A 22,535-nucleotide genomic window follows, 5' to 3' on the forward strand; every position below is an offset into this window, starting at 1 on the left:
TCGGGTGATCCCGGCGGCTCGCCTGGCGTGCCGCCGCGGTCTCAGCGGTCGTGGCGGGGGGCCGGGCGCAGGGCCTGACAGACGTGCGTGGCCGCCGTCTGGGGGTCGTCCACGGGGGCGATGCGCTCGGCCCAGGCCCACCAGAACCACCAGCTCTCCTCGGCCCGGGCCGCGAAGATGACCTCCGAGAACGTGGGCACCGAGGTGCTGACCACGATGAGCTGGGGCACCCCGCCGCGGGTCACCCCGACGCGCACGTGCAGGCCGCGCGCGCGCAGCAGGTCGCCGAGCCGTCTGAGGTGGTCGGCCGCCGTAGCGGCGCTCATCACCTTGTCCGCGGTCGCCATGGGCGTGATCTCCGTCCGGGCGGAGGTGAACGTGCGAGACGGGGGCGTGCCCCGCGTCGCCACGGAGTGCGTCCCTGGTGACGCTAGGCGACCACCGGCGGGCGGTTCAACGATGTTGCTTCATGTTCCTCGCAGGCGTTCCGCCTCCGCCTGGACCAGCTCGCGCGCGGCCTGGCCGTAGACGGCCGTCTCGGACAGGCGGGCGAAGGCCCTTTCGTACAGGGCGACGTCGCTGGGGATCTTGATGCGGTACTGGCCGGGGATGGTGTCCACCCTGACCTGCGTGGCGTCGTAGATCCAGAAGTTCTCCGGCGGCAGGATCGCCGGGCGGGCGGTGGCGGGGATGACGCCGAAGCTGAGCTGCGGGGTGTTGGCCGTCAGCCCCGCCAGCCGGTCGAGCTGCTCCAGCATGCCCTCGACCCCGCACACCCGGGTGCGCAGCGCCTGCTCGCCGACGATGAACATGAAGCGCTTGCCGCCGGCCGACAGCACCTGCTGCTGCGCCAGCCGCGCCGCCACCGCGTCGTCCAGGTCGTCGGGAATGCCGCGGAAGTCGATGACCGCCCGCAGGTGCGCGCGGGCGTAGCCGGGGGTCTGCAGCAGGCCGGGGACCGCGGAGTGCTGGAAGACCCGGAACTGCTGGGTGTCGCGGTAGAGCGGCTGGAAGGACTCCTGCACATGGCGCAGCCCGGTGGACTCGAGGCGCCGCCACTCGGTGTACATGGAGTCGATGTTGCGAACGGCGGCGATCAGGTCCACCACGTACTCCTCGGCGTCGCATATCCGGCACCAGACCCGGATGTCGGTCTCGTTGGGCATCTGCGCCGCGTTCTCGATCTTGGACACCTTGGAGTAGTGCCAGCCCGCCTGGGAGGCCAGGAGCCGCCCGGTCATGCCGGCCTCGCTGCGGATCTCGCGCAGCCGCGCGGCGAGGATTCCCTTGGCTTCGGTGATGCGCGGGGGAGGCATGGGAGGCCACCTCTCCGGAGCGTGGACCGGGTGACGTCGCCGACTCGACGACCGTAGCGTGAACGCCGCGCGTGGTTCCCCCATGTTGCGTGATGTTGCTCGGCACGGCCGGCCGGCGCGGCATACCCCTGCGGTGACCTGCCCCTGTGGGGGGTTGCGGCAGAATTGCCCCATGCCTCTTGAGCAGAAGATCGCCGACCGCCTCAAGCGCACGGCGGACGGGCTGGTGCCCGCGGTGGTCCAGCAGCACGGCACCGGGGAGGTGCTGATGCTGGCCTGGATGGACGACGAGGCGCTGCACCGCACGCTCACCACCGGCCGGGCGACCTACTGGTCGCGCAGCCGCCGCTCCTACTGGGTCAAGGGCGAGACCTCCGGCCACGTCCAGCACGTCAGGCACGTGGCCCTCGACTGCGACGGCGACACCATCCTGCTCCAGGTCGACCAGGTGGGGGCGGCCTGCCACACCGGCGACCGCACCTGCTTCGACGCCGACGTGCTGCGGGTCCAGGAGCCCCAGTGACCCCGCCCGCGGCCCCCGTCCGTGCCGGCGCGGCGCGCGGCGGCACCCGCCGCGGGCTGCTGGCCTGGGTGGCGGCCGGCGTCCTGGGAGCGGCGCTCATCCTGCTCGCCTCCGGGCGCATCTGGGCCGAGGTCGCCTACCCGCCCGCTCCCGGCGCCACCCGTTCCGGCACGGTCGCCCTGTCCGGCGGAGACCTGGCGCCCGTCCTGAGCCCGCTCGCCCTGGCCTGCCTGGCCGCGGTGGTCGCCGTGCTCGCCACCCGCGGCCTGTGGCGCAGGGTCGTCGGCGCCCTCATCGCCCTGCTCGGCGCGGCGGCCGCCCTGGCCGCCGGGCAGGGGGCCTCCCCTTCCCGCGCGGTGGAGGTCGCAGGGACGCGCGGCACGCTGACCGGCCTGGCCGAGACGGCGGTGTCCGCCATGCCCGCGTGGCCGATCGCCGCCGCCGCGGGGGGCCTGGCGCTCGTCGCGGCCGGCGCGGTCGCGGTGGCGCGCGGCGGCCGCTGGCCCGCCATGTCCGAGCGGTACGAGCGGCGGGGCCCTCACCCGGAAGGCGCCGCCCGTGGAGAGCGTGGAGAGCGTGGAGAGCGTCCGGCCAGGTCCGAGCGGTCCGAGCGGTCGCTGTGGGACGCGCTCGACCAGGGCGTCGATCCGACCGAGGGCGAGGGGCCGGGCGGGCGGCAGGGCTGACCTGATGTCCCCGCAATATGACAAGTTGTCCACAAAGCGGAACAACGCCCATGCGCGTCACCGGTCGTCGCTATGCTGCCGCAGCGCAATACGCGATTTCACTCACAGGAGCCTTCCATGAGCTACGGGAATCAGCCGGGCAATCCTGAGGGGTACGACCCTCAGCAGCCCGGTGGCCAGCCCTCCGGGGGGTACGGCCAGCAGGACGGCGGCTACGGGCAGCAGCAGCCGGGGTACGGACAGCAAGGCGGGGGATACGGCCAGCAGGGCGGATACGGCCAGCAGGGGTACGGGCAGCAGGGCTACGGTCAGCAGGGCGGGTACCCGCCGCCCCAGGGCGGTTACGGGCAGGGCCCCTACGGAGGCGGGCCGCCCGCGCCGGACAACCACCTGGTCCCGGCGATCCTCACCACCCTGTTCTGCTGCCTGCCCTTCGGCATCGTCTCGATCGTCAAGTCGTCCCAGGTCAACTCCAAGTGGGCCGTCGGCGACTACCAGGGGGCCATCGCCGCCTCCGAAGAGGCGAAGACCTGGTGGAAGCGGGCCCTCATCTGGGGCATCGTCGTCGACGTCGTCGTGATCGTCGGGTACTTCCTGCTGCTGGCCGTGGTCTTCAGCACCGCGAGCACCCACGGCTACAACTACTGATGACGACGCACGCGGAACACACCGGGAGGCGCGGCACGGGCCGCCTGCGGTCCATGCTCGCGCCCTTCGGCGCCGCGGCGCTCACGGGGGCGGTGTTCACCTACGTGGGCATGGTCGACCCCAACCAGGCCGGCCACTACCCGACCTGCCCCTTCCTGTTCATCACCGGGCTGTACTGCCCCGGTTGCGGCACACTGCGCACCATCCACGCCCTAGCGCACGGCGACGTCGTGGCGGCCCTCGGGCTCAACCCGCTGGCCGTGGCGACCGTCCCTTTTCTGCTGTTCTGGTGGGGGCGGTGGGCTCTGCGCACCTGGCAGGGGCGGCCGGTCCGCACGACGCTCGCCCACCCGGCCTACATCTGGGCGTTCCTCGCGCTGGTGATCGTCTACTGGATCGTGCGGAATCTGCCTTTCGGCAGGTTCCTCGCGCCATGACGCTTCACGATCGCCACCCTGTGGCGAGGCGACGGCGGTAAGCCCGATACCATCGGCAGGGCAAGGTCGGGAGAGGAAGCGGGCCTCCGAGCCGATCAGCCGATCGGGGCGAGGCCGTCCTCGGCCCGGGGGTACAGCGACGGAGGGACCCGGTACGGGTGAGCGAGCCAAGCGAGGAGATCAAGTGAGCGTGCTCGACGAGATCCTGGACGGCGTGCGGGCCGACCTCGCCGACCGGCAGCAGGCCGTGTCGCTGGCGGAGCTCAAAGAACGGGCCCAGCGCGCGCCCGCCACCAGGGACGCCTACGCCGCGCTGGGCGGCGACAAGGTCTCCGTCATCGCCGAGGTCAAGCGGTCCAGCCCTTCCAAGGGGGCCCTGGCCGCGATCGCCGACCCCGCGGCGCTGGCCGGCGACTACGAGGCGGGCGGGGCGCACGTCATCAGCGTGCTGACCGAGGGCCGCCGCTTCGGCGGCAGCCTGGACGACCTCGCCGCGGTCCGCGCGGCGGTGGACATCCCGGTCCTGCGCAAGGACTTCGTGGTCAGCTCCTACCAGTTGTGGGAGGCCCGGGCGCACGGCGCCGACCTCGCGCTGCTGATCGTGGCCGCCCTCGAGCAGAACGCCCTGGTCTCTTTGATCGAAAGGGCCGAGTCGATCGGCCTGGCGCCGCTCGTCGAGGTGCATACTGAAGACGAGCTCGACCGGGCGCTGGAAGCCGGTGCCAAGATCGTCGGAGTGAACGCGCGGAACCTCAAGACCCTGGAGGTCGACCGCGACGTCTTCGCCCGGATCGCGCCCAAGATCCCGGACGGCGTCATCAAGATCGCCGAGTCCGGCGTGCGCGGCCCGCACGACCTGCTGGCCTACGCCCGCGCCGGCGCCGACGCCGTGCTCGTCGGCGAGAGCCTGGTCACCGGCAAGGACCCCCGTGCCGCCGTGGTCGACCTGGTCACCGCCGGAGCGCACCCCGCATCGCGACTCGACAACGGACCCGAGAGGCAGCAGTGACCATCGCAGAAGGTCCCATCATCACCGCCGCCGACCTCGTGGGCGGCGGCGTGGCCGGCGACGACCCCGACACCCGGGGGCGCTTCGGCGTCTTCGGCGGCCGGTTCGTGCCCGAGGCGCTGATCCCGGCCCTCGACGAGGTCGCCAAGGTCTACGCCGAGGCCAAGAACGACCCCGGGTTCATCGCCGAGTTCGACCACCTGCTGCGCACCTACGCCGGGCGGCCGACCACGATCACCGAGGTCAAGCGGTTCGGCGAGGTGGCCGGCGGCGCCCGCGTGCTGCTCAAGCGCGAGGACCTCACGCACACCGGCGCCCACAAGATCAACAATGTGCTCGGCCAGGCCCTGCTCACCAAGCGCCTCGGCAAGAGCCGCGTCATCGCCGAGACCGGCGCCGGCCAGCACGGCGTCGCCACCGCCACCGCCTGCGCGCTGCTCGGCCTCGAGTGCGTCATCTACATGGGCGAGGTCGACTGCGAGCGCCAGGCGCTCAACGTCGCCCGCATGAAGCTCCTCGGCGCCCGGGTCGTCCCGGTCGCCAACGGCAGCCGCACCCTCAAGGACGCCATCAACGAGGCCTTCCGCGACTGGGTGACCAACGTCGACGACACCCACTACCTGTTCGGCACCGTCGCCGGCCCCCACCCCTTCCCCGAGATCGTCCGCGACTTCGCGCGCATCATCGGCGTCGAGGCCCGCCGCCAGGTGCTCGACCTCACCGGCCGCCTGCCCGACGCCGTGGCGGCGGCGGTCGGCGGCGGCTCCAACGCCATCGGCCTGTTCCACGCCTTCATCGGCGACGAGGGCGTCGCCCTGCACGGCTACGAGGCCGCGGGGCACGGCGTCGAGTCGGGCGAGCACGCCTGCACCCTCACCGAGGGCTCCATCGGCGTCCTGCACGGCTCGCGCACCTACGTCCTGCAGGACGACGAGGGCCAGACCATCGAGTCCCACTCCATTTCGGCGGGCCTGGACTACCCCGGCGTCGGCCCCGAGCACGCCTGGCTCAAGGACACCGGCCGCGCCACTTACCACGGCATCACCGACGATGAGGCGATGGAGGCCTTCTCGCTGCTCGCGCGCACCGAGGGCATCATCCCCGCCATCGAGTCGGCGCACGCCCTGGCGGGCGTCGTCAAGCTCGGCCGCGAGCTCGGCCCGGAGGCGACCATCCTGGTCAACCTCTCCGGGCGCGGCGACAAGGACATGGGCACCGCCATGAAGTACTTCGACCTGTAGGCCTCCAGACACCTGTAAGCGGGACATCCTGACATGACGACTCTTCAGACGGTGTTCGAGAAGGCGCGGGCCGACAAGCGGGCCGCCCTCGTCGGGTACCTCCCGGCCGGCTTCCCCACCAAGGACGGCGCCATCGCCGCGGCCACCGCCATGGTGGAGGCCGGCTGTGACGTCATCGAGATCGGCCTGCCCTACTCCGACCCGCTGATGGACGGTCCCACCATCCAGGACGCCGTGCACCGCGCCCTCGTCAACGGCACGCGCATCGCCGATGTGATGCGCACCGTGGAAGGCGTGGCCAAGAGCGGTGCCGCGGTGCTCGTCATGACCTACTGGAACCCGATCGACCGCTACGGCGCCGAGCGATTCGCCCGCGAGCTCGCCGACGTCGGCGGCACCGGCACCATCACCCCCGACCTCACTCCCGAGGAGGCCGGGCCCTGGCGCGAGTACAGCGCGGCGGCCGGCATCGACACCGTCTTCCTCGTCGCGCCGAGCTCGCCCGACGAGCGCATCAAGGCCGTCACCGAGTGCTGCACCGGCTTTGTGTACGCCGCCTCGCTCATGGGCGTCACCGGCGCGCGCGCCAGCGTGAGCAGCGCCGCCGAGGGCCTGGTGAAGCGCTGCCGTCCGCACACCGGCCTGCCCGTGTGCGTGGGTCTCGGCGTCGGCACCGGCGCGCAGGCCGCCGAGGTGGCCGGTTACGCCGACGGTGTCATCGTGGGTTCGGCGTTCATCCGCCGGCTGCTGGACGCCCCCGACGAGGCCGCGGGCCTCGCGTCGGTGCGCGAGCTGGCGGCCGAGCTGGCCACCGGCGTCCGCGCCTGACCGGCTCGTCCGCTCCTAGAACGTTTGACCGGTTCGCTCGCTCCTGCAACGTCTGACCGGTTCGCTCGCTCGTGCAACGTCTGACCGGCTCATGCGCTCCTGGAACGTCTGACCGTTCGCTCGCCCGGGGAGTAGATGACCGGCTCATCCTTTGCGGGAGCGTGGTCGGTTCGCCCGGGCCTGCCCGGGCAAGGGTCTTTCGTCCTCCAGCGAGGGCGATGCGTCCGTTTCCCGAGCTCACGGCCGTGTGGCAGTCTACGGACGAAGATTGCTTACCGGGTGCTTATCGGCCTCATGATGGGCTGGTCAGCCGGTAGCCTTCGGCGAGGAAGGCCGTCGCGCGCCGTCGTGACCGGCCCCGATCGCCCGGGGCGTCCACGGCGTTACCCGTCCCGGGCGTCGGCTCGTGGGGATAAGGAGACGATGATGCTGGTGAGGTCGGGAAGGCCGCGCCGATGAGGTCGCTCAACGCGCACCCGGCGGTACCCTGGGTGACGACGCTCGCGCGGCTGGTGGTCGCCGTCGTGCTGATCGTCGCCGGCTGGCTCAAGATCGGCACACCGGCGCTGTCGATCCAGGCGGTGCAGGCCTACGAGCTGCTGCCGGCGCAGGTCGCCACGGCGGTGGGCTACGGCCTGCCGATCGTCGAGATCGTCGTCGGGGTGCTGCTGGTCGCCGGGCTGCTCACGCGCGCGGCGGGCGTGGTGTCCGCGCTGCTCATGCTGGCCTTCGTGATCGGCATCGCCTCGGCGTGGGCGCGCGGCCTGCGCATCGACTGCGGCTGCTTCGGCGGCGGCGGCAAGCTGGCCGCCGGGCAGAGTCCCTCCTACTTCTGGGAGATCCTCAGAGACGGCGGCCTGTTCCTGCTGGGGGTGTGGATCATCCGGTTCGCCCCGGGCCGCCTCTCGCTCGACTCCGCCCTCGGGCTGGTGCCGGCCAGGGCGGCCCGCGACGACGACGAGGACGCCGACGAGAGCGGCGAGGACGACGGGGAAGGCCGCGTGACCGACGACGATCACCGGCCCGACATGAAGGAGAGTCTCTGATGGGAAAGGCCGCGCGGGAGGTCTCGGCCCGCGAGCGCATCAAGGCGCAGCGCGAGAAAGAGCGCGCCCAGCAGCAGCGCAGGCGTCTGGCGACCATCATCACCTCGGTGGTCGTGGTGCTCGCCGTGGTCGGCGGCGGCTGGTGGTACGTCCAGTCGGGCAGGTCCGAGACGCTCAGCGGCGACCTCGCGCCGATCAGCCTGGCCGCCGACGGCTCGACGGTCATGGCCAAGCCGGGCGTCACCAAGCCCGTCCTCGACATCTACGAGGACTTCCAGTGCCCGGCGTGCAAGGCGTTCGAGCAGACCAGCAGCGCCACGGTGAAGAACATGGCGGCGGCCGGCCAGGTCAAGGTCGTCTACCACGTCGTGAACATCTTCACCCAGGAGCCGACGCTCGGTAACACCACGCGCGCCTCGGCGGCCGCCCGATGCGTGCCCGGGGGCGGGCAGTGGATGGCCTTCCACGACCGCATCTACAAGGAGCAGCCGCCCGAGACCAAGCAGGGCTTCGCGCTCGACGACCTGGTCGCCTGGGGCAAGGACGCCGGTGTCACCGACCCCGGCTTCGCGCAGTGCGTCAAGACCCAGAAGTACGCCCAGACCCAGGCCGACTACAACAAGAAGATCATCGACTCGAAGGTCTTCGAGGGCACCCCGACGCTGCGGCTCGACGGGAAGGAAATCGACAACAAGATCGCCTTCAGCCCCTCGTCGCTGCGTCAGACCATCCTTGATGCCGCGAAGTAGGCCTGGAACCGGTAACGTCACCTGACATGCCCCTGGCCTCCATTCCCAGCCCGCCAGAAGGGGTCTGGTACCTCGGACCGATCCCTCTGCGCGCCTACGCTTTCTGCATCGTGCTCGGCGTCATCGCCGCCGTATGGATCGGCGAGCGCCGCTGGCGCGCGCGCGGCGGCGAGCCCGGCACCATCACCGACCTGGCCGTCTGGGCCGTTCCGTTCGGCCTGGTCGGCGGCCGGCTCTACCACGTCATCAGCGACTGGCAGCTCTACTTCGCCGACGACGCCCCGAACCGCCCGATCGACGCGCTGTACATCTGGCACGGCGGCCTCGGCATCTGGGGCGCCATCGCGCTCGGCGCGGTCGGAGTGTGGATCGCCTGCCGCAGGCGGGGCATCTCGCTGTCGGCGGTCGCCGACGCGGTGGCACCGGGCATCGCGGTGGCGCAGGCCATCGGCCGCTGGGGCAACTACTTCAACCAGGAGCTGTTCGGCGGGCCGACCAGCCTGCCCTGGGGGCTGGAGATCGACCCGGGCCGTCCCGGCACGATCCCCGGGGTGTCGACCTACCACCCCACTTTCCTGTACGAGTCGCTGTGGGACCTGGCCCTCGCCGGCGTGCTGGTGTGGGCGGGCAGGCGCTACGCGCTGCGTCACGCCCGGCTGTTCGCGGTGTACGTCGCCGGCTACACCCTGGGCCGCTTCTGGATCGAAGGCATGCGGGTCGACCCGGCCCACCAGATCCTCGGCCTGCGGCTCAACCAGTGGACCTCCATCGTCATCTTCCTCGGCGCCCTGGTCTACCTCTACCTGACCAGGAACAAGACCACCGAGGAGATCGTCGTCCCGCTGCACGGGGCCGGCGCCGATCCCGCGCACGACGCCGCGCAGGCGGACGACCACGAGATCGCCGCCGCCTCCGCGGCCGGCGGGTCCTCCTCCGCCGAGCCGGGGGAGCAGGCCGAGGGCGAGGCCCCCGCGAAGGACGGGCCGGAGGCCGGCGACCCTCCGGCCGGCGAGCGGGCCGAGGCCACTTCACCGGCTCCAGACGAGCAGGCCGATGTCACTTCACCGGCCCCGGGCGGGCGGGCCGAAGCGGCCTCACCGGCCGACGCCCCCGAGGGCGCGCCGGTGGCGTCCGGTGACGCGGCGCGGGAAGGCGAAGGCGCGGCGGCGGCCCCGGTGGCACCGGCGTCGGAGGCGAATTCACGATGACCCATGGCGGCCTCTCGGGGGGGCACGCCGAGATGGGGCCCGGTAGCGGTCCGGCGGGAGACGGCGCCCAGTGAGCACGCGCAGCAAGCGGCGCCGCGCCTCGTTCGAGGTGGACGCCCTGTCCGAGCGCGGGCTGACCCAGCGGCAGCAGCGCATCCTGTTCGGCGCCGGCACGGTGGTGGCGGTGCTGGTGGGCGGCTTCGGCCTGACCGCCGTCGTGAGCAACCTCGGCGTGTCGGCCCCGGCCGCCGAGGAGTCCTCCGCGCCCGACGCGATCGGGCTGCTCAGCCCGGAGGACTACCAGGCCTGGCCCTCGCCCAAGCTGTTCGGGCCGATCGACGACCGCAAGGCCGACCAGGCGCCGCTGCGCGCCGAGGAGGTCTTCCCGGTCAAGACCGTCCGCAGCGGGACGCTGACGCTCAAGCTCGCCGGCCGCCGTCTCGACGGCGCCTGCGCTCCCGCGGTGTGGGGCGGCGGCGTGCTGGCGAAACTCGGGCAGACCGGCTGCACCCAGGCCGTGCGCGGCATCTACCTCAGCGCCGACCGCCGGTACGTCGCCCAGTACACGTTGTTCAACATGGCCGACGCCGCCGCGGCCGGCGGGTTCGTGCAGCAGATGACCACGCTCTACCGGGGCGGCGGCTGGGTGCGCCCGCTGGAGTCCAAGGGGGCGGCGTTCCCGCAGGACGGCTACTCCGAGGCCAGCGGCCACGCGATGGGGCACTACGCCGGGTTCGTCTGGGTCGGGCGGGCCGATGGCCAGGAGGCCACGCCCAAGGACGACTTCGTCTCGCTGGCCCTGGGCGCCCGGGCGGCCGAGAAGGCCATCTACCGTCGCGTCGTCGCCGTCACGGGCCCGACCGCGCCGCCGCCGGCCGGGTAGGGTGCGTGCCCATGCCCAGCCGTAAGGTGATCGCCGGGGCGGTCGCGGCCGTCCTGGCCGGGGCCGGAGCGGCGGTGTTCCTGCTCACCCGGCCTGAGACCGGGCCGGTTCCCGGCAGGGTCCGCGCCGAGCGCACCTCCGCGTTGTACGCCCCCATCGCGAGCCGGCGCGACGATCCGCGCCCGTTGAGCGAGGCCGAGGTGTTCGGGCAGGCCGCCGCCCTCTCGGCCTCGGGGGTGACCATGCGGCGCGGCCAGGTCGCGGTGTCGGCCGACTGCTCGCGGGCGCTGTGGGGGAGCGGCCCGGCCGCGGCGGCGGCCGGGTGCGCCCAGGTGGTGCGGGCGAGCTTCGCCGGCGCGGACGGCGGGGTGTCCGGGCAGTACGCCGTGTTCGACATGCCCGACGCGGCCGCGGCGGACCGGCTGGCGGACGCGCTGGCCGCCCGGCCGGACCAGGGGTTCCTGCGGCTCGCCGCGGGCCAGCCCGCCTCGTTCGACGCCGGGCACAGCAGGGCCGAGGTGCGGGCGCTCGGGCACTTCGTCGTGGTCAACTGGGTGGGCCCGGTCGGCGACACCGGCCGCGCCGACCTGACGCTGCCACAGGTGGCGCTGGAGGGGCTGGGCGGCTTCGTGCAGAGCCGGGTCCTGGCCGCGAGCGGCTGACCCGCCCCGGGCACCGGCCGGCGGCCGGGCGGGGGAGGGAAGGGGCGGCCGGGCGCGCGGGGTGGGTGGAGCGTGGTATAAGGAGTGGGGACCGTAGGGAACTTGACTCTCGCCTGACCGGTTACAGAACCCTTACCGGGGCCTTCACCTGGAATAACGTCCATTTTTCCGGCGTTCCTTCACTGCGGCCGGGGACGCACGGCAGCGGGCACATCGCAGTGCCCCCACATGGTGAATGTTCGCGATTCCCACCGGGTGGGCACTATTCCGGCAGGGTGCGGTAGTCTCTACACACCTAACAGCAGCAGGGCCAACGTCGTCCCTCTTGCCTGCAATCGCCAATCAAGACGAAGCAGACGAAGACGACGGGAGGGATTCAATGCCTGCTGCCCGCCTCGGGTTCCCCGAGCCCCAGGGCCTATATCACCCCTCGCAGGAGCACGACGCCTGTGGTGTGGCGATGGTCGCGGACGTCGCCGGGCGCCGGAGCCACGACATCGTCGCCAAGGCCCTGACGGCACTCTGCAACCTGGACCACCGAGGGGCGAAGGGTAGCGAACCAGACACCGGTGACGGCGCGGGAATTCTCACCCAAATACCTGACGCGTTCCTCCGTGACGCGGTGGACTTCCCCCTTCCCCCGGCCGGTTCCTACGCCGCCGGCGTCGCCTACCTGCCGATGGACGAGCAGGCCCGCGCGACCGCCGTCCGGATGATCGAGGAGATCGCCGCCGAGGAGGGCCTGACCGTCCACGGCTGGCGCGAGGTGCCGATCGACACCGCCCACGCCGGGCCGAGCGCCCGCGCGGTCATGCCGGCCTTCCGGCAGCTGTTCGTGTCCTCTCCGAACGGCGAGTCCGGGCTGGAGCTGGACCGGCTGGCCTTCTGCCTGCGCAAGCGGGCCGAGCACGAGGTGGACGTCTACTTCCCCTCGCTGTCCTCGCGCACCATCGTCTACAAGGGCATGCTGACCACCCCGCAGCTCGAGCCGTTCTTCCCCGACCTGTCCGACGAGAGGTTCGTCAGCGCGATCGCCCTGGTGCACTCGCGGTTCTCGACCAACACCTTCCCGTCGTGGCCGCTGGCCCACCCCTACCGGTACGTCGCGCACAACGGTGAGATCAACACCGTCAAGGGCAACCGCAACTGGATGCGGGCCCGCGAGGCGATGCTGGCCACCGACCTGATCCCCGGCGACCTGACGCGGCTGTTCCCGATCTGCGACCCCGACGGCTCCGACACCGCCTCCTTCGACGAGTGCCTGGAGCTGCTGCACCTGGGCGGCCGGAGCCTGCCGCACGCGGTGCTGATGATGATCCCCGAGGCGTGGGAGAACCACACCGAGATGGATCCGGCGCGGCGCGCCTTCTACGAGTACCACTCCACCTCGATGGAGGCGTGGGACGGCCCCGCGTCGATCACCTTCAGCGACGGCACCCTGGTCGGCGCGGTCCTCGACCGCAACGGCCTGCGCCCGGGCCGCTTCTGGGTGACCGACGACGGCCTGGTCGTGCTGGCCTCGGAGGCCGGCGTGCTGGACATCGAGCCGTCCAAAGTCGTGCGCAAGGGCCGCCTTCAGCCGGGCAAGATGTTCCTGGTCGACACCTCGCGCGGCAAGATCATCGAGGACGACGAGATCAAGGCCGAGCTGGCCGCCGCCCACCCTTACGGCGACTGGCTGCACGCCGGGCTGATCCGCTTCGAGGAGCTGCCCGAGCGCCAGCGCCCGATCGTCACCCACGAGGCCCTGGTCAAGCGCCAGCAGACCTTCGGTTACACCGAGGAGGAGCTGCGCGTCATCCTGGCCCCGATGGCCAAGGCCGGCGCCGAGCCGATCGGCTCGATGGGCACCGACAGCCCGGTCGCCGTGCTGAGCGAGAAGCCCCGGCTGCTGTTCGACTACTTCAGCCAGTTGTTCGCCCAGGTCACCAACCCGCCGCTGGACGCGATCCGCGAAGAGCTGGTCACCTCGCTGCAGACGACCATCGGCCCCGAGGGCAACCTGCTCGCGCCGGACCCGGCGTCCTGCCGCCGGCTCGTCCTGCCCTACCCGGTGGTCGACAACGACGAGCTCGCCAAGATCATCCACATCAACGACGAGGGCGCGCTGCCCGGCTTCCAGCCGCACGTCGTCTCCGGCCTGTTCGAGGTCGCGGGCGGCGGCGAGGCGCTGCTGCACCGCCTCGAGGAGATCTGCGCCGAGGTGTCGCGGGCCATCGCGGACGGCTCGCGCACCATCGTGCTGTCGGACCGCGGCTCCGACGCCCGCCTGGCGCCGATCCCGTCGCTGCTGCTCACCGGCGCGGTGCACCACCACCTGATCCACGAGAAGTCGCGCACCCGCGTCGGCCTGGTCGTCGAGACCGGAGAGGCCCGCGAGGCCCACCACATGGCGCTGCTCATCGGCTACGGCGCCTCGGCGGTCAACCCGTACCTGGCGATCGAGACCATCGAGGACCTGATCGCCGCCGGGGCGCTGGCCTTGGAGCCGCGCGCCGCGGTGCGCAACCTGATCAAGGCGTACGGCAAGGGCGTCCTGAAGATCATGTCCAAGATGGGCGTGTCCACGGTCGCCTCCTACACCGGCGCGCAGATCTTCGAGGCGCTCGGGCTGAGCCAGGAGGTCATCGACGCCTGCTTCGCGGGCACCACCTCCCGGCTGGGCGGCGTCGGCTTCGACGTGCTCGCCAAGGAGGCCGCGCTGCGCCACCAGCGGGCCTACCCGCGCGCCGAGAACCCCCACCGCCGCCTGGAGGTCGGCGGGGAGTACCAGTGGCGCCGCGAGGGCGAGCCGCATCTGTTCAACCCCGACACCGTCTTCCGGCTCCAGCACGCCACCCGCACCCGCCGGTACGAGATCTTCAAGCAGTACACCGAGCTGGTCGACACCCAGGCCGAGAAGCTCATGACCCTGCGCGGGCTGTTCAGGTTGCGCGAGGGCGTGCGCCCGCCGGTGCCGATCGAGGAGGTCGAGCCGGTCTCGGCGATCGTCCGGCGGTTCTCCACCGGCGCGATGTCCTACGGGTCGATCTCCAAGGAGGCCCACGAGACCATCGCGATCGCGATGAACCGGCTGGGCGCCAAGTCCAACACCGGCGAGGGCGGCGAGGACCCCGAGCGGCTGTACGACGCGACGCGCCGCAGCGCCATCAAGCAGGTGGCCTCCGGCCGGTTCGGCGTGACCAGCGAGTACCTGGTCAACGCCGACGACCTGCAGATCAAGATGGCCCAGGGCGCCAAGCCGGGCGAGGGCGGCCAGTTGCCCGGCCACAAGGTCTACCCGTGGATCGCCAAGACCCGGCACTCCACGCCGGGCGTCGGCCTGATCTCGCCGCCGCCGCACCACGACATCTACTCCATCGAGGACCTGGCCCAGCTCATCCACGACCTGAAGAACAGCAACCCCACGGCGCGCGTGCACGTGAAGCTCGTCGCGGAGGTCGGGGTCGGGACGGTCGCGGCCGGGGTCAGCAAGGCGCACGCCGACGTGGTGCTCATCTCCGGCCACGACGGCGGCACCGGCGCCTCGCCGCTCACCTCGATCAAGCACGCGGGCGCCCCCTGGGAGCTCGGCCTGGCCGAGACCCAGCAGACGCTGCTGCTCAACGGCCTTCGCGACCGCATCGTCGTACAGGCCGACGGCCAGCTCAAGACCGGCCGGGACGTGGTGGTCGCCGCGCTGCTCGGCGCCGAGGAGTTCGGCTTCGCCACCGCGCCGCTGGTGGTCTCCGGATGCGTCATGATGCGCGTCTGCCACCTGGACACCTGCCCGGTCGGCGTCGCCACCCAGAACCCCGAGCTGCGCAAGCGGTTCGCCGGCAAGCCCGAGTTCGTGGTCAACTTCTTCGAGTTCATCGCCGAGGAGGTCCGCGAGTACCTGGCGGCGCTCGGCTTCCGCTCGATCGACGAGGCCGTCGGCCACGCCGAGATGCTGGACACCACGGCCGCCGAGGACCACTGGAAGGCCGCGGGCCTGGACCTGTCGCCGATCCTGCACGTGCCTTCCCTGCCGGAGGGCACGCCGCTGCGGCGCGTGGTCGAGCAGGACCACGGCCTGGACAAGGCGCTGGACAACACACTGATCCAGCTCGCCGAGGGCGCGCTGCAGTTCGGCGAGCGGGTGACGCTGGAGCTGCCCATCCGCAACGTCAACCGCACGGTCGGCACCATGCTCGGCCACCAGGTGACCAAGCGGCACGGCGGCGCCGGCCTGCCCGACAACACCATCGACGTGAGCTTCACCGGCTCGGCGGGCAACTCCCTCGGGGCCTTCGTGCCCAGGGGAGTCACCCTGCGGCTCACCGGCGACGCCAACGACTACCTGGCCAAGGGGCTGTCGGGCGGGCGGGTGACCGTGCGCCCGCACCCTGACGCGCCGTTCAGCGCCGAGACCCAGGTGATCGCCGGCAACGTCGGCCTGTACGGGGCGACCTCCGGCGAGGTGTTCATCAGCGGCGTCGTCGGCGAGCGGTTCTGCGTGCGCAACTCCGGCGCCACCGCCGTCGTGGAGGGCGTGGGCGACCACGGCTGTGAGTACATGACCGGCGGCCGGGTGGTCGTGCTCGGCCCGACGGGGCGCAACTTCGCGGCCGGCATGTCCGGCGGCATCGCCTACGTGCTCGACCTCGACGCCGAGCGGGTCAACCGCGAGATGGTCGCCATCGAGGAGCTCACCGAGGAGGACTCGGAGTTCCTGCGCGACGTCGTCGAGCGCCACCTCGCCGAGACGGGCTCGACGGTCGCCAAGACGCTGCTGGACGACTGGGACGGCACGCTCACCCGCTTCGGCAAGATCATGCCGGTGGACTACAAGCGGGTCCTGCTGGCGCAGGAGGCCGCGCGCGCCGAGGGCAGGGACATCGACCAGGCGGTCATGGCCGCCGTACAGGGTTAAGGGAGGTTTCACCGATGGCCGACCCCAAGGGGTTTTTGACGCACGAGCGTGAGCTGCCGGCGCGCCGCCCGGTCGACGTCCGCATCCGCGACTGGCGGGAGGTCTACGAGGACTTCCCGCGGCCCGCCCTGACCAGGCAGGCCGCCCGCTGTATGGACTGCGGCATCCCGTTCTGCCACAACGGCTGCCCGCTCGGCAACCTCATCCCCGAGTGGAACGACCTGGTCTACCGCGACGACTGGCGCGAGGCGATCGAGCGGCTGCACGCCACCAACAACTTCCCGGAGTTCACCGGCCGCCTGTGCCCGGCTCCGTGTGAGGCGGCGTGCGTCCTCGGCATCAACGCGGACCCGGTGGCGATCAAGCGGGTCGAGGTGGAGATCATCGACCGGGCCTTCGACGAGGGCTGGGTGACGCCGCAGCCGCCGTCGGCCAAGACCGGCAAGCGGGTCGCCGTCGTCGGCTCCGGCCCGGCCGGGCTCGCCGCCGCCCAGCAGCTCACCCGCGCCGGTCACGACGTGGTGGTCTTCGAACGGGCCGACCGTGTCGGCGGCCTGCTGCGGTACGGCATCCCCGAGTTCAAGATGGAGAAGCGGCACATCGACCGGCGCCTTTCGCAGATGCGCGCCGAGGGCACCGACTTCCGCGCCGGCGTGAACGTGGGCGTGGACGTCACCGCCGAGCGGCTGCGCGAGGAGTTCGACGCCGTCGTCCTGGCGGGCGGCGCCACCGCCTGGCGCGACCTGCCGGTGACAGGCCGCGAGTACGAGGGCATCTACCAGGCGATGGAGTACCTGCCCCTGTCCAACAAGGTGCAGGAGGGCGACCTGCCCGCCTCGCCGGTGTCGGCCGAGGGCAAGCACGTCGTGGTGATCGGCGGCGGCGACACCGGCGCCGACTGCATCGGCACGGCGGTGCGCCAGGGCGCGCTGTCGGTCACCCAGCTGGAGATCATGCCGAAGCCGCCGGAGCTGCGGCCGGACTCCCAGCCGTGGCCGACCTACCCGATGCTGTTCAAGATGGAGAGCGCCCACGAGGAGCTGGAGGCCGAGGGCGGCGCGCGGGTGTACGCCGTCTCGACCACCGAGTTCGTCGCCGACGAGCAGGGACGGGTGAAGGCCCTGCGGCTGGTGGACGTCGAGGGCCCGGCGAGCGGGTTCCGGCCGATCCCCGGCACCGAGCGGGAGATCCCGGCCGAGCTGGTGACGCTGGCGATGGGCTTCCTCGGTCCCGAGAAGGGGGCTCTGCTCACCGATCTGGCGGCCCTGTCCGCCGACCCGGACGCGTTCTTCGACGCCCGGGGCAACGTCGCGCGCGACAAGTCCTACATGTCGGGCGTGGAGGGCGTCTTCGTCGCCGGTGACATGGGCCGGGGGCAGTCGCTCATCGTGTGGGCGATCGCGGAGGGCCGCTCGGCGGCCGCCGCGGCCGACCGCTTCCTGAGCGGCCGGACGGCGCTGCCCGTCGCGATCCCGCCGACGGCCCGGCCGCTGGTGTGACGCTCTGAAGGACGGCCTGAAGGACGGCGTCCCCCGATTCGGGGCGCCGTCCTTTTTGTAGTAATCCGGTCATCCCATACGGTGTTTATAGCTATATATGTGTGTAATGGGTCGAATGCCGGAGTATCTGACCGCAGTTTGCTTTGGTGCTCGATCCCCTGAAAGATGCTGCCTCGTTGAAGACAGGCATGAGGGGAAGGTCCATGGTGCGGGGGTACAAACGCCTGGCGGGCGCCGCCGTCTCACTCGCGGTGGCGGGCACGCTCGCCGCCGCCTCGCTGGTGACGGGGGCGGGTCCGGCGGGCGCCGCGCCGCCGGTCGCGGGCAGGGGTGAGTACCTCGTCTTCTACGGCGCGGGCGCCCAGGCCGAGGCGATGAGCGCCGTCAAGGCGGGCGGAGGCGTCGCCGCCGCCGTCGAGGCCAAGCTCGGCTACATCATCGCCCAGGGCCCTCGCACGGGCTTCGCCGAGGCGCTCGGCGCGAGCCCCGCCGTCGTGGGCGTGACCGACAACCGCCGCATCGGCGCCGCAACGGCCGTCGCCGCCGGCGCCGGCCCGCTCACGGCGCCGCTGTCGCCGGCCGCCGCCGAAGGCGCCTCGGCCGAGGATGCCTCCGCCCTGAACGCCTCCGCCGCGGGCGCGCCCGCCGCGATCGCCTCCAACGGGAAGTCGGTCAAGGCCGAGCCCCTGGCGGGACGCCAGTGGGACATGAGGATGATCGGCGCCACACCCTCCGGCTCCTACGCCGTCAACCGGGCGAACAAGAAGGTCACGGTCGGCATCATCGATACCGGCGTGGACGGCAGGCACCCCGACATCGCCCCGAACTTCAACCGGGCGCTGAGCCGCAACTTCGTGACCGACCACCCGAAGGACCCCAACGGCAAGACGCTCGACGGGCCGTGTGAGGTCAAGAGCTGCAAGGACCCCGCCGACGTGGACGACGACGGGCACGGCACCCACGTCGCCAGCACCATCGGCTCGCCGATCAACGGCATCGGCGTCGCGGGCGTGGCGCCCGATGTCTCGCTGGTCAACATCCGCGCCGGCACCGACGCCGGGTTCTTCTTCCTCAAGCCGGTCCTCGACGCGCTCACCTACGCCGGCGACGCGGGCATCGACGTGGTCAACATGAGCTTCTTCGTCGACCCGTGGACGTTCAACTGCGCCAACAACCCGGCCGACTCCAAGGCCGACCGGCTCCAGCAGGCCGGCATCGTCACCGGCGTCCAGCGCGCGCTCGACTACGCCCGGGCCCGCGGCGTCACGCTCATCAGCGCCCTCGGCAACGGCTCGACCGACCTCGGCGACCCCACGACCGACAAGGAGAGCCCCGGCTACCCGCTGGGCAAGGAGCGCGAGCGCACCATCGACAACTCGTGCGTGAACGTCCCGGCCGAGTCGCGCGGCGTCATCTCCGTCTCCGCCCTCGGCCCCAGCAAGCGCAAGGCCTGGTACTCCGACTACGGCACCGAGCAGACCGACCTGTCGGCCCCCGGCGGCGACCCCTCCGACGCCGGAACCTCGCTCAAGGGCGCGACCAGGGAGATCCTGGCCGCCGCGCCGACGCACGTGCTGCGCCGCGAGAAGCTCATCAACGCCGCGGGCAAGCCCGCCGGCGGCTCGGTGGTGCGCGAGTGCCACCACGGGCACTGCTCCTACTACCAGTACCTGTCCGGCACCTCCATGGCCTCCCCGCACGCCGCCGGCGTCGCGGCCATCCTGGTCGCCCGTTTCGGCAGGCCGGGCAAGGGCGGGCTGACGCTGTCCCCGTCCAGGGTCGAGCAGCTGCTGTACGCCACGGCCACCCCGGTGAGCTGCCCGGCCTCGGGCTCGACCACCTACTCGGTGAGCGAGGAGACCCACACCTGCGCCGGGCCGGCCGCGAAGAACGGCTTCTACGGGCACGGCCTGGTCAACGCCTACCGGGCGGCTACGGCCAAGGGCTGAACGGCCTCCGAACGCCTCCTGCGGCCCCGCCCGGCGCGTCCGGGCGGGGCCCGCGGGCGTTCACCGGGCAGGGCGCCCGCCGTTCACCCGCCGGGCCGCCGGCGGTCCACCGGGCCGTACGGCCTGCGGGCACGCTGCGGGGCAACTATCCTTCCTAGAGCACGCAACACGAAAACGGACCCCGCGCGCCCTTCCGCGCCGGTCGCGGCCTCTGCCCGCAAGAAACGGGCCCCACCTGCGGCGACGTGCGGAGCGCACGCGATGGCAAGGCTGATGTCACCTGGATTTCCCCAGGGGCTGTGCACTTCGTCATCATCAAGTGGTCTGTACCAATTAGGGTAGGACTTGTGAGTCGTCGAGCGAAGATTGTCTGCACACTGGGGCCCGCCACCTCCTCCCCGGAGCGGCTGCGCGAGCTGATCGCCGCCGGAATGAACGTGGCGCGTTTCAACCTCAGTCACGGGAGCCACGAGCTCCACAAGGAGATCCACGGCCGGGTGAGAGAGGCGGCCGCCGAGCTCGGCAAGGCCGTCGGCGTCCTCGCCGACCTGCAGGGCCCGAAGATCCGTGTGGGGCGTTTCGCCGAGGGCCCCGTCCGGCTCGGCTTCGGAGACGTCTTCACCATCACCACCGAGGACGTCCCCGGCGACCGCGAGATCGTCTCCACCACCTACGAGGGCCTGCCCAACGACGTCCAGCCGGGCGACAAGATCCTCGTCGACGACGGCCGCCTGGCCCTGGAGGCCATCGAGGTCGACGGCCCCCGCGTGGTGACCAAGGTGCTCGTCGGCGGCATGATCTCCGACAACAAGGGCCTCAACCTGCCCGGCGTCGCGGTCTCGGCCCCCGCCCTCACCGAGAAGGACGAGGAAGACCTGCGCTGGGCGCTGCGCACCGGCTTCGACATGATCGCGCTGTCCTTCGTGCGAAGCCCCGAGGACGCCCAGATCGTCCGCGCCATCATGGACGAGGAGGGCGTCCACCTGCCCCTTCTCGCCAAGATCGAGAAGCCGCAGGCCGTCGAGTGCCTCGAAGAGATCGTCGACGCCTTCGACGGCATCATGGTCGCCCGCGGCGACCTCGGCGTGGAGCTCCCGCTGGAGCAGGTGCCGATCGTGCAGCGCCGCGCCATCGCCCTGGCCAGGGAGAAGGCCCACCCGGTCATCGTGGCCACCCAGATGCTCGACTCCATGATGAGCGCCCCCCGGCCCACCCGCGCCGAGGCCTCCGACGTCGCCTACGCCGTCATGGACGGGGCCGACGCCGTCATGCTGTCCGGCGAGACCTCCGTCGGCAGCTATCCGGTCGAGTCGGTCGCCACCATGGCCCGCATCGCCTCGGCCGCGGAGGCCGAGTCGCTGGAGGCCACCCACACCTTCGACCGGCTTCCCGAGACCACCGGCGGGGCCATCGCCCGCGCGGCGGCCGAGGTCGGCGCCATCGTCGGCGCCAAGGCCCTGTGCGCCTTCACCATGTCGGGGGAGACCGCGCGGCGGCTGGCCCGCTACCGCTCGCCGATCCCGCTGCTGGCCTTCACCTCGGCCCCCGAGGTGCGCGGCCAGCTCGCCCTCACCTGGGGCGTCGAGACCTTCGAGGTGCCGTTCGTGCACCACACCGACGACATGGTGCGCCAGGTGGAGTCGGCCCTGCTGTCCATCGGCCGCTACGAGAAGGGCGACAAGGTCGTCATCGTCGCCGGCTCGCCTCCCGGCAACCACGGCTCCACCAACGCCCTGCGCGTCCACACCATCGGCTCCGCGGTCTCCAGCGACCACTGACCCACGCCGGCGAGCACCGGCAGGCGGCTTCCCGCCTGCCGGTCATCGGTGTTTCCGCGCGATGACGGCCGCATCGCGCGGACGGGCGGCGGACGGGCGTGCCAGGGGAGCGGGAGCCGCGGGACGAAGGCGCCGAGATGATCGCGAAGGCCGAGGGACGGCAGAGCGAGGCGTCGGGGCTTGAGAAGAGCGAAGCCGCGCGGCGGTGCCGCGCGGCTGCCCATGCGTGTGCCCCGAGTGGGATTCGAACCCACACTGTATGGATTTTGAGGCCATCGACTCTGCCGTTGGTCTATCGGGGCGCCGTGGTGCTCGTGCCCCTAATCTAGCGGACGTCGGTACTCTCTTGGTCGTGAGTACGCAGCGGCGAGTGGTGATCGCGGAAGACGAGGCGCTGATCCGCCTCGATTTGAAGGAGATGCTGGAAGAAGAGGGCTATGCCGTCGTCGGCGAGGCCGGTGACGGCGAGACGGCGATCAAGCTGGCTCTGGAGCAGCGCCCCGATCTGGTGATCCTGGACGTCAAGATGCCGATCCTCGACGGCATCTCGGCCGCCGAGCGCATCGTGTCCGAGCGCGTGGCGCCGTGCCTGATCCTGACGGCGTTCTCGCAGCGCGACCTGGTCGAGCGGGCGCGGGACGCCGGGGCGATGGCCTATCTGGTCAAGCCGTTCACCAAGTCCGACCTGGTGCCGGCGATCGAGATGGCCGTGAGCCGGCACGAGGAGATCGCGGCCCTCGAGCGCGAGGTCACGACCCTCGGCGAGCGCCTCGAGACGCGCAAGCTCGTCGAGCGGGCCAAGGGCCTGCTGATGGCCGAGCACGGCTGGACCGAGCCGCAGGCGTTCCGCTGGATCCAGAAGGCGTCGATGGACCGGCGGTTGAGCATGCGCCAGGTCGCCCAGGCCGTCGTGAGCGAGGCCAAGCCTCCCGAGGAGTCCTGATCTGACGGCGCGGTTGACACCGTGCCGTCCCGCCGTGTCAGATCGGACGGGTCCGGCGGCGCCCCGTCGCCCGCGAGCCCATACAGTCGATCTTGGTCGGCCGTGCAACCGCGATGTGACCTTTACTTTTCGTGCTGATCGCCGAAGAGGACCGGTGTGATAACGAAGCGGTAACGTGATGTGACTCTGTACCGACCTGTGACTTGAGCTGGGTGTAATGCCGTCAACGAACCCTG

General features: G+C 71.7%; 19 protein-coding genes and 1 tRNA gene. 17 read left to right on the plus strand and 3 right to left on the minus strand.

Annotation, left to right across the window (positions count from 1 at the left end):
• Positions 1-41: 41 nt before the first annotated feature.
• Both ACWEN6_RS21745 and ACWEN6_RS21750 read right to left on the minus strand, forming a co-directional pair.
• Positions 42-347, minus strand: a complete 306-nt coding sequence (locus tag ACWEN6_RS21745; protein ID WP_452572242.1) for a hypothetical protein — start codon at positions 345-347, stop codon at positions 42-44.
• 120 nt (positions 348-467) lie between these two features.
• Positions 468-1,316, minus strand: coding sequence for a helix-turn-helix domain-containing protein (locus ACWEN6_RS21750; protein ID WP_354918777.1), 849 nt, complete (start codon positions 1,314-1,316; stop codon positions 468-470).
• A gap of 172 nt (positions 1,317-1,488) precedes the next feature.
• Between ACWEN6_RS21750 and hisI the strand changes: the two genes are divergently transcribed.
• The 16 genes from hisI (at position 1,489) to pyk (ending at position 21,356) form a co-directional block, all read left to right on the plus strand.
• Positions 1,489-1,839, plus strand: a complete 351-nt coding sequence (gene hisI / locus ACWEN6_RS21755; RefSeq protein WP_354846016.1) for a phosphoribosyl-AMP cyclohydrolase — start codon at positions 1,489-1,491, stop codon at positions 1,837-1,839.
• The gene (locus tag ACWEN6_RS21760; protein ID WP_452572244.1) at positions 1,836-2,525 is read left to right on the plus strand and encodes a TIGR02234 family membrane protein; all 690 of its coding nucleotides are present in this window, start codon (positions 1,836-1,838) and stop codon (positions 2,523-2,525) included. Before hisI ends, ACWEN6_RS21760 begins: the two co-directional genes overlap by 4 nt.
• 117 nt (positions 2,526-2,642) lie before the next feature.
• Complete coding sequence (locus tag ACWEN6_RS21765) at positions 2,643-3,173, plus strand: CD225/dispanin family protein (RefSeq protein ID WP_354846022.1); 531 nt, start codon at positions 2,643-2,645, stop codon at positions 3,171-3,173.
• A complete protein-coding gene (locus tag ACWEN6_RS21770; RefSeq protein WP_354846025.1) occupies positions 3,173-3,610 on the plus strand; it encodes a DUF2752 domain-containing protein in 438 nt (145 codons plus the stop codon). Before ACWEN6_RS21765 ends, ACWEN6_RS21770 begins: the two co-directional genes overlap by 1 nt.
• 184 nt (positions 3,611-3,794) lie before the next feature.
• Complete coding sequence (trpC, locus tag ACWEN6_RS21775) at positions 3,795-4,619, plus strand: indole-3-glycerol phosphate synthase TrpC (RefSeq protein ID WP_354846028.1); 825 nt, start codon at positions 3,795-3,797, stop codon at positions 4,617-4,619.
• A 20-nt stretch (positions 4,620-4,639) separates the two neighbouring features.
• Positions 4,640-5,860: a tryptophan synthase subunit beta gene (gene trpB, locus ACWEN6_RS21780; RefSeq protein WP_452572538.1), complete on the plus strand. Its 1,221-nt coding sequence runs from the start codon at positions 4,640-4,642 to the stop codon at positions 5,858-5,860.
• Positions 5,861-5,893: 33 nt separating this feature from the next.
• Positions 5,894-6,688: a tryptophan synthase subunit alpha gene (gene trpA, locus ACWEN6_RS21785; protein WP_452572246.1), complete on the plus strand. Its 795-nt coding sequence runs from the start codon at positions 5,894-5,896 to the stop codon at positions 6,686-6,688.
• A gap of 455 nt (positions 6,689-7,143) precedes the next feature.
• Positions 7,144-7,734, plus strand: a complete 591-nt coding sequence (locus ACWEN6_RS21790) for a MauE/DoxX family redox-associated membrane protein (RefSeq protein ID WP_452572248.1) — start codon at positions 7,144-7,146, stop codon at positions 7,732-7,734.
• Positions 7,734-8,483 carry a DsbA family protein gene (locus tag ACWEN6_RS21795; RefSeq protein WP_452572250.1) on the plus strand — a complete coding sequence of 250 codons (750 nt, stop codon included), beginning with the start codon at positions 7,734-7,736 and terminating at the stop codon, positions 8,481-8,483. Before ACWEN6_RS21790 ends, ACWEN6_RS21795 begins: the two co-directional genes overlap by 1 nt.
• 26 nt (positions 8,484-8,509) lie before the next feature.
• Positions 8,510-9,691 carry a prolipoprotein diacylglyceryl transferase gene (gene lgt, locus ACWEN6_RS21800; RefSeq protein WP_452572253.1) on the plus strand — a complete coding sequence of 394 codons (1,182 nt, stop codon included), beginning with the start codon at positions 8,510-8,512 and terminating at the stop codon, positions 9,689-9,691.
• Positions 9,692-9,761: 70 nt separating this feature from the next.
• Entirely contained in the window at positions 9,762-10,574 is an 813-nt protein-coding gene (locus ACWEN6_RS21805; RefSeq protein ID WP_452572255.1) for a hypothetical protein, read from the plus strand.
• Positions 10,575-10,585: 11 nt separating this feature from the next.
• Complete coding sequence (locus ACWEN6_RS21810) at positions 10,586-11,236, plus strand: hypothetical protein (protein WP_452572257.1); 651 nt, start codon at positions 10,586-10,588, stop codon at positions 11,234-11,236.
• 379 nt (positions 11,237-11,615) lie between these two features.
• Positions 11,616-16,130 carry a glutamate synthase large subunit gene (gltB, locus tag ACWEN6_RS21815; protein ID WP_452572259.1) on the plus strand — a complete coding sequence of 1,505 codons (4,515 nt, stop codon included), beginning with the start codon at positions 11,616-11,618 and terminating at the stop codon, positions 16,128-16,130.
• A 14-nt stretch (positions 16,131-16,144) separates the two neighbouring features.
• On the plus strand, positions 16,145-17,629 hold the full coding sequence (locus ACWEN6_RS21820) for a glutamate synthase subunit beta (RefSeq protein ID WP_452572261.1): 1,485 nt from the start codon (positions 16,145-16,147) through the stop codon (positions 17,627-17,629).
• Positions 17,630-17,832: 203 nt separating this feature from the next.
• Positions 17,833-19,578: a S8 family peptidase gene (locus tag ACWEN6_RS21825; RefSeq protein WP_452572263.1), complete on the plus strand. Its 1,746-nt coding sequence runs from the start codon at positions 17,833-17,835 to the stop codon at positions 19,576-19,578.
• 347 nt (positions 19,579-19,925) lie between these two features.
• On the plus strand, positions 19,926-21,356 hold the full coding sequence (pyk, locus tag ACWEN6_RS21830) for a pyruvate kinase (protein WP_354846054.1): 1,431 nt from the start codon (positions 19,926-19,928) through the stop codon (positions 21,354-21,356).
• Positions 21,357-21,585: 229 nt separating this feature from the next.
• On the opposite strand, the gene ACWEN6_RS21835 is transcribed toward pyk, so the two are convergent.
• Positions 21,586-21,658: transfer RNA gene (locus ACWEN6_RS21835), tRNA-Leu, on the minus strand.
• Positions 21,659-21,708: 50 nt separating this feature from the next.
• Here ACWEN6_RS21835 and ACWEN6_RS21840 point away from each other — a divergent pair.
• Positions 21,709-22,299 carry an ANTAR domain-containing response regulator gene (locus ACWEN6_RS21840; protein ID WP_354846057.1) on the plus strand — a complete coding sequence of 197 codons (591 nt, stop codon included), beginning with the start codon at positions 21,709-21,711 and terminating at the stop codon, positions 22,297-22,299.
• The last annotated feature ends 236 nt before the right edge of the window (positions 22,300-22,535 follow it).

This window comes from Sphaerisporangium sp. NPDC004334 (assembly GCF_053602655.1).

What these genes read in the sequence shown, in the direction of transcription:
- ACWEN6_RS21790 (WP_452572248.1), top strand. Translation starts at nt 7,144, where the DNA reads ATGAGGTCGCTCAACGCGCACCCGGCGGTACCCTGGGTGACGACGCTC.
- hisI (WP_354846016.1), top strand. Translation starts at nt 1,489, where the DNA reads ATGCCTCTTGAGCAGAAGATCGCCGACCGCCTCAAGCGCACGGCGGAC.
- ACWEN6_RS21765 (WP_354846022.1), top strand. Translation starts at nt 2,643, where the DNA reads ATGAGCTACGGGAATCAGCCGGGCAATCCTGAGGGGTACGACCCTCAG.
- ACWEN6_RS21770 (WP_354846025.1), top strand. Translation starts at nt 3,173, where the DNA reads ATGACGACGCACGCGGAACACACCGGGAGGCGCGGCACGGGCCGCCTG.
- ACWEN6_RS21745 (WP_452572242.1), bottom strand. Translation starts at nt 347, where the DNA reads ATGGCGACCGCGGACAAGGTGATGAGCGCCGCTACGGCGGCCGACCAC.
- trpA (WP_452572246.1), top strand. Translation starts at nt 5,894, where the DNA reads ATGACGACTCTTCAGACGGTGTTCGAGAAGGCGCGGGCCGACAAGCGG.
- gltB (WP_452572259.1), top strand. Translation starts at nt 11,616, where the DNA reads ATGCCTGCTGCCCGCCTCGGGTTCCCCGAGCCCCAGGGCCTATATCAC.
- lgt (WP_452572253.1), top strand. Translation starts at nt 8,510, where the DNA reads ATGCCCCTGGCCTCCATTCCCAGCCCGCCAGAAGGGGTCTGGTACCTC.
- ACWEN6_RS21810 (WP_452572257.1), top strand. Translation starts at nt 10,586, where the DNA reads ATGCCCAGCCGTAAGGTGATCGCCGGGGCGGTCGCGGCCGTCCTGGCC.
- ACWEN6_RS21820 (WP_452572261.1), top strand. Translation starts at nt 16,145, where the DNA reads ATGGCCGACCCCAAGGGGTTTTTGACGCACGAGCGTGAGCTGCCGGCG.
- ACWEN6_RS21795 (WP_452572250.1), top strand. Translation starts at nt 7,734, where the DNA reads ATGGGAAAGGCCGCGCGGGAGGTCTCGGCCCGCGAGCGCATCAAGGCG.
- ACWEN6_RS21750 (WP_354918777.1), bottom strand. Translation starts at nt 1,316, where the DNA reads ATGCCTCCCCCGCGCATCACCGAAGCCAAGGGAATCCTCGCCGCGCGG.
- ACWEN6_RS21825 (WP_452572263.1), top strand. Translation starts at nt 17,833, where the DNA reads ATGGTGCGGGGGTACAAACGCCTGGCGGGCGCCGCCGTCTCACTCGCG.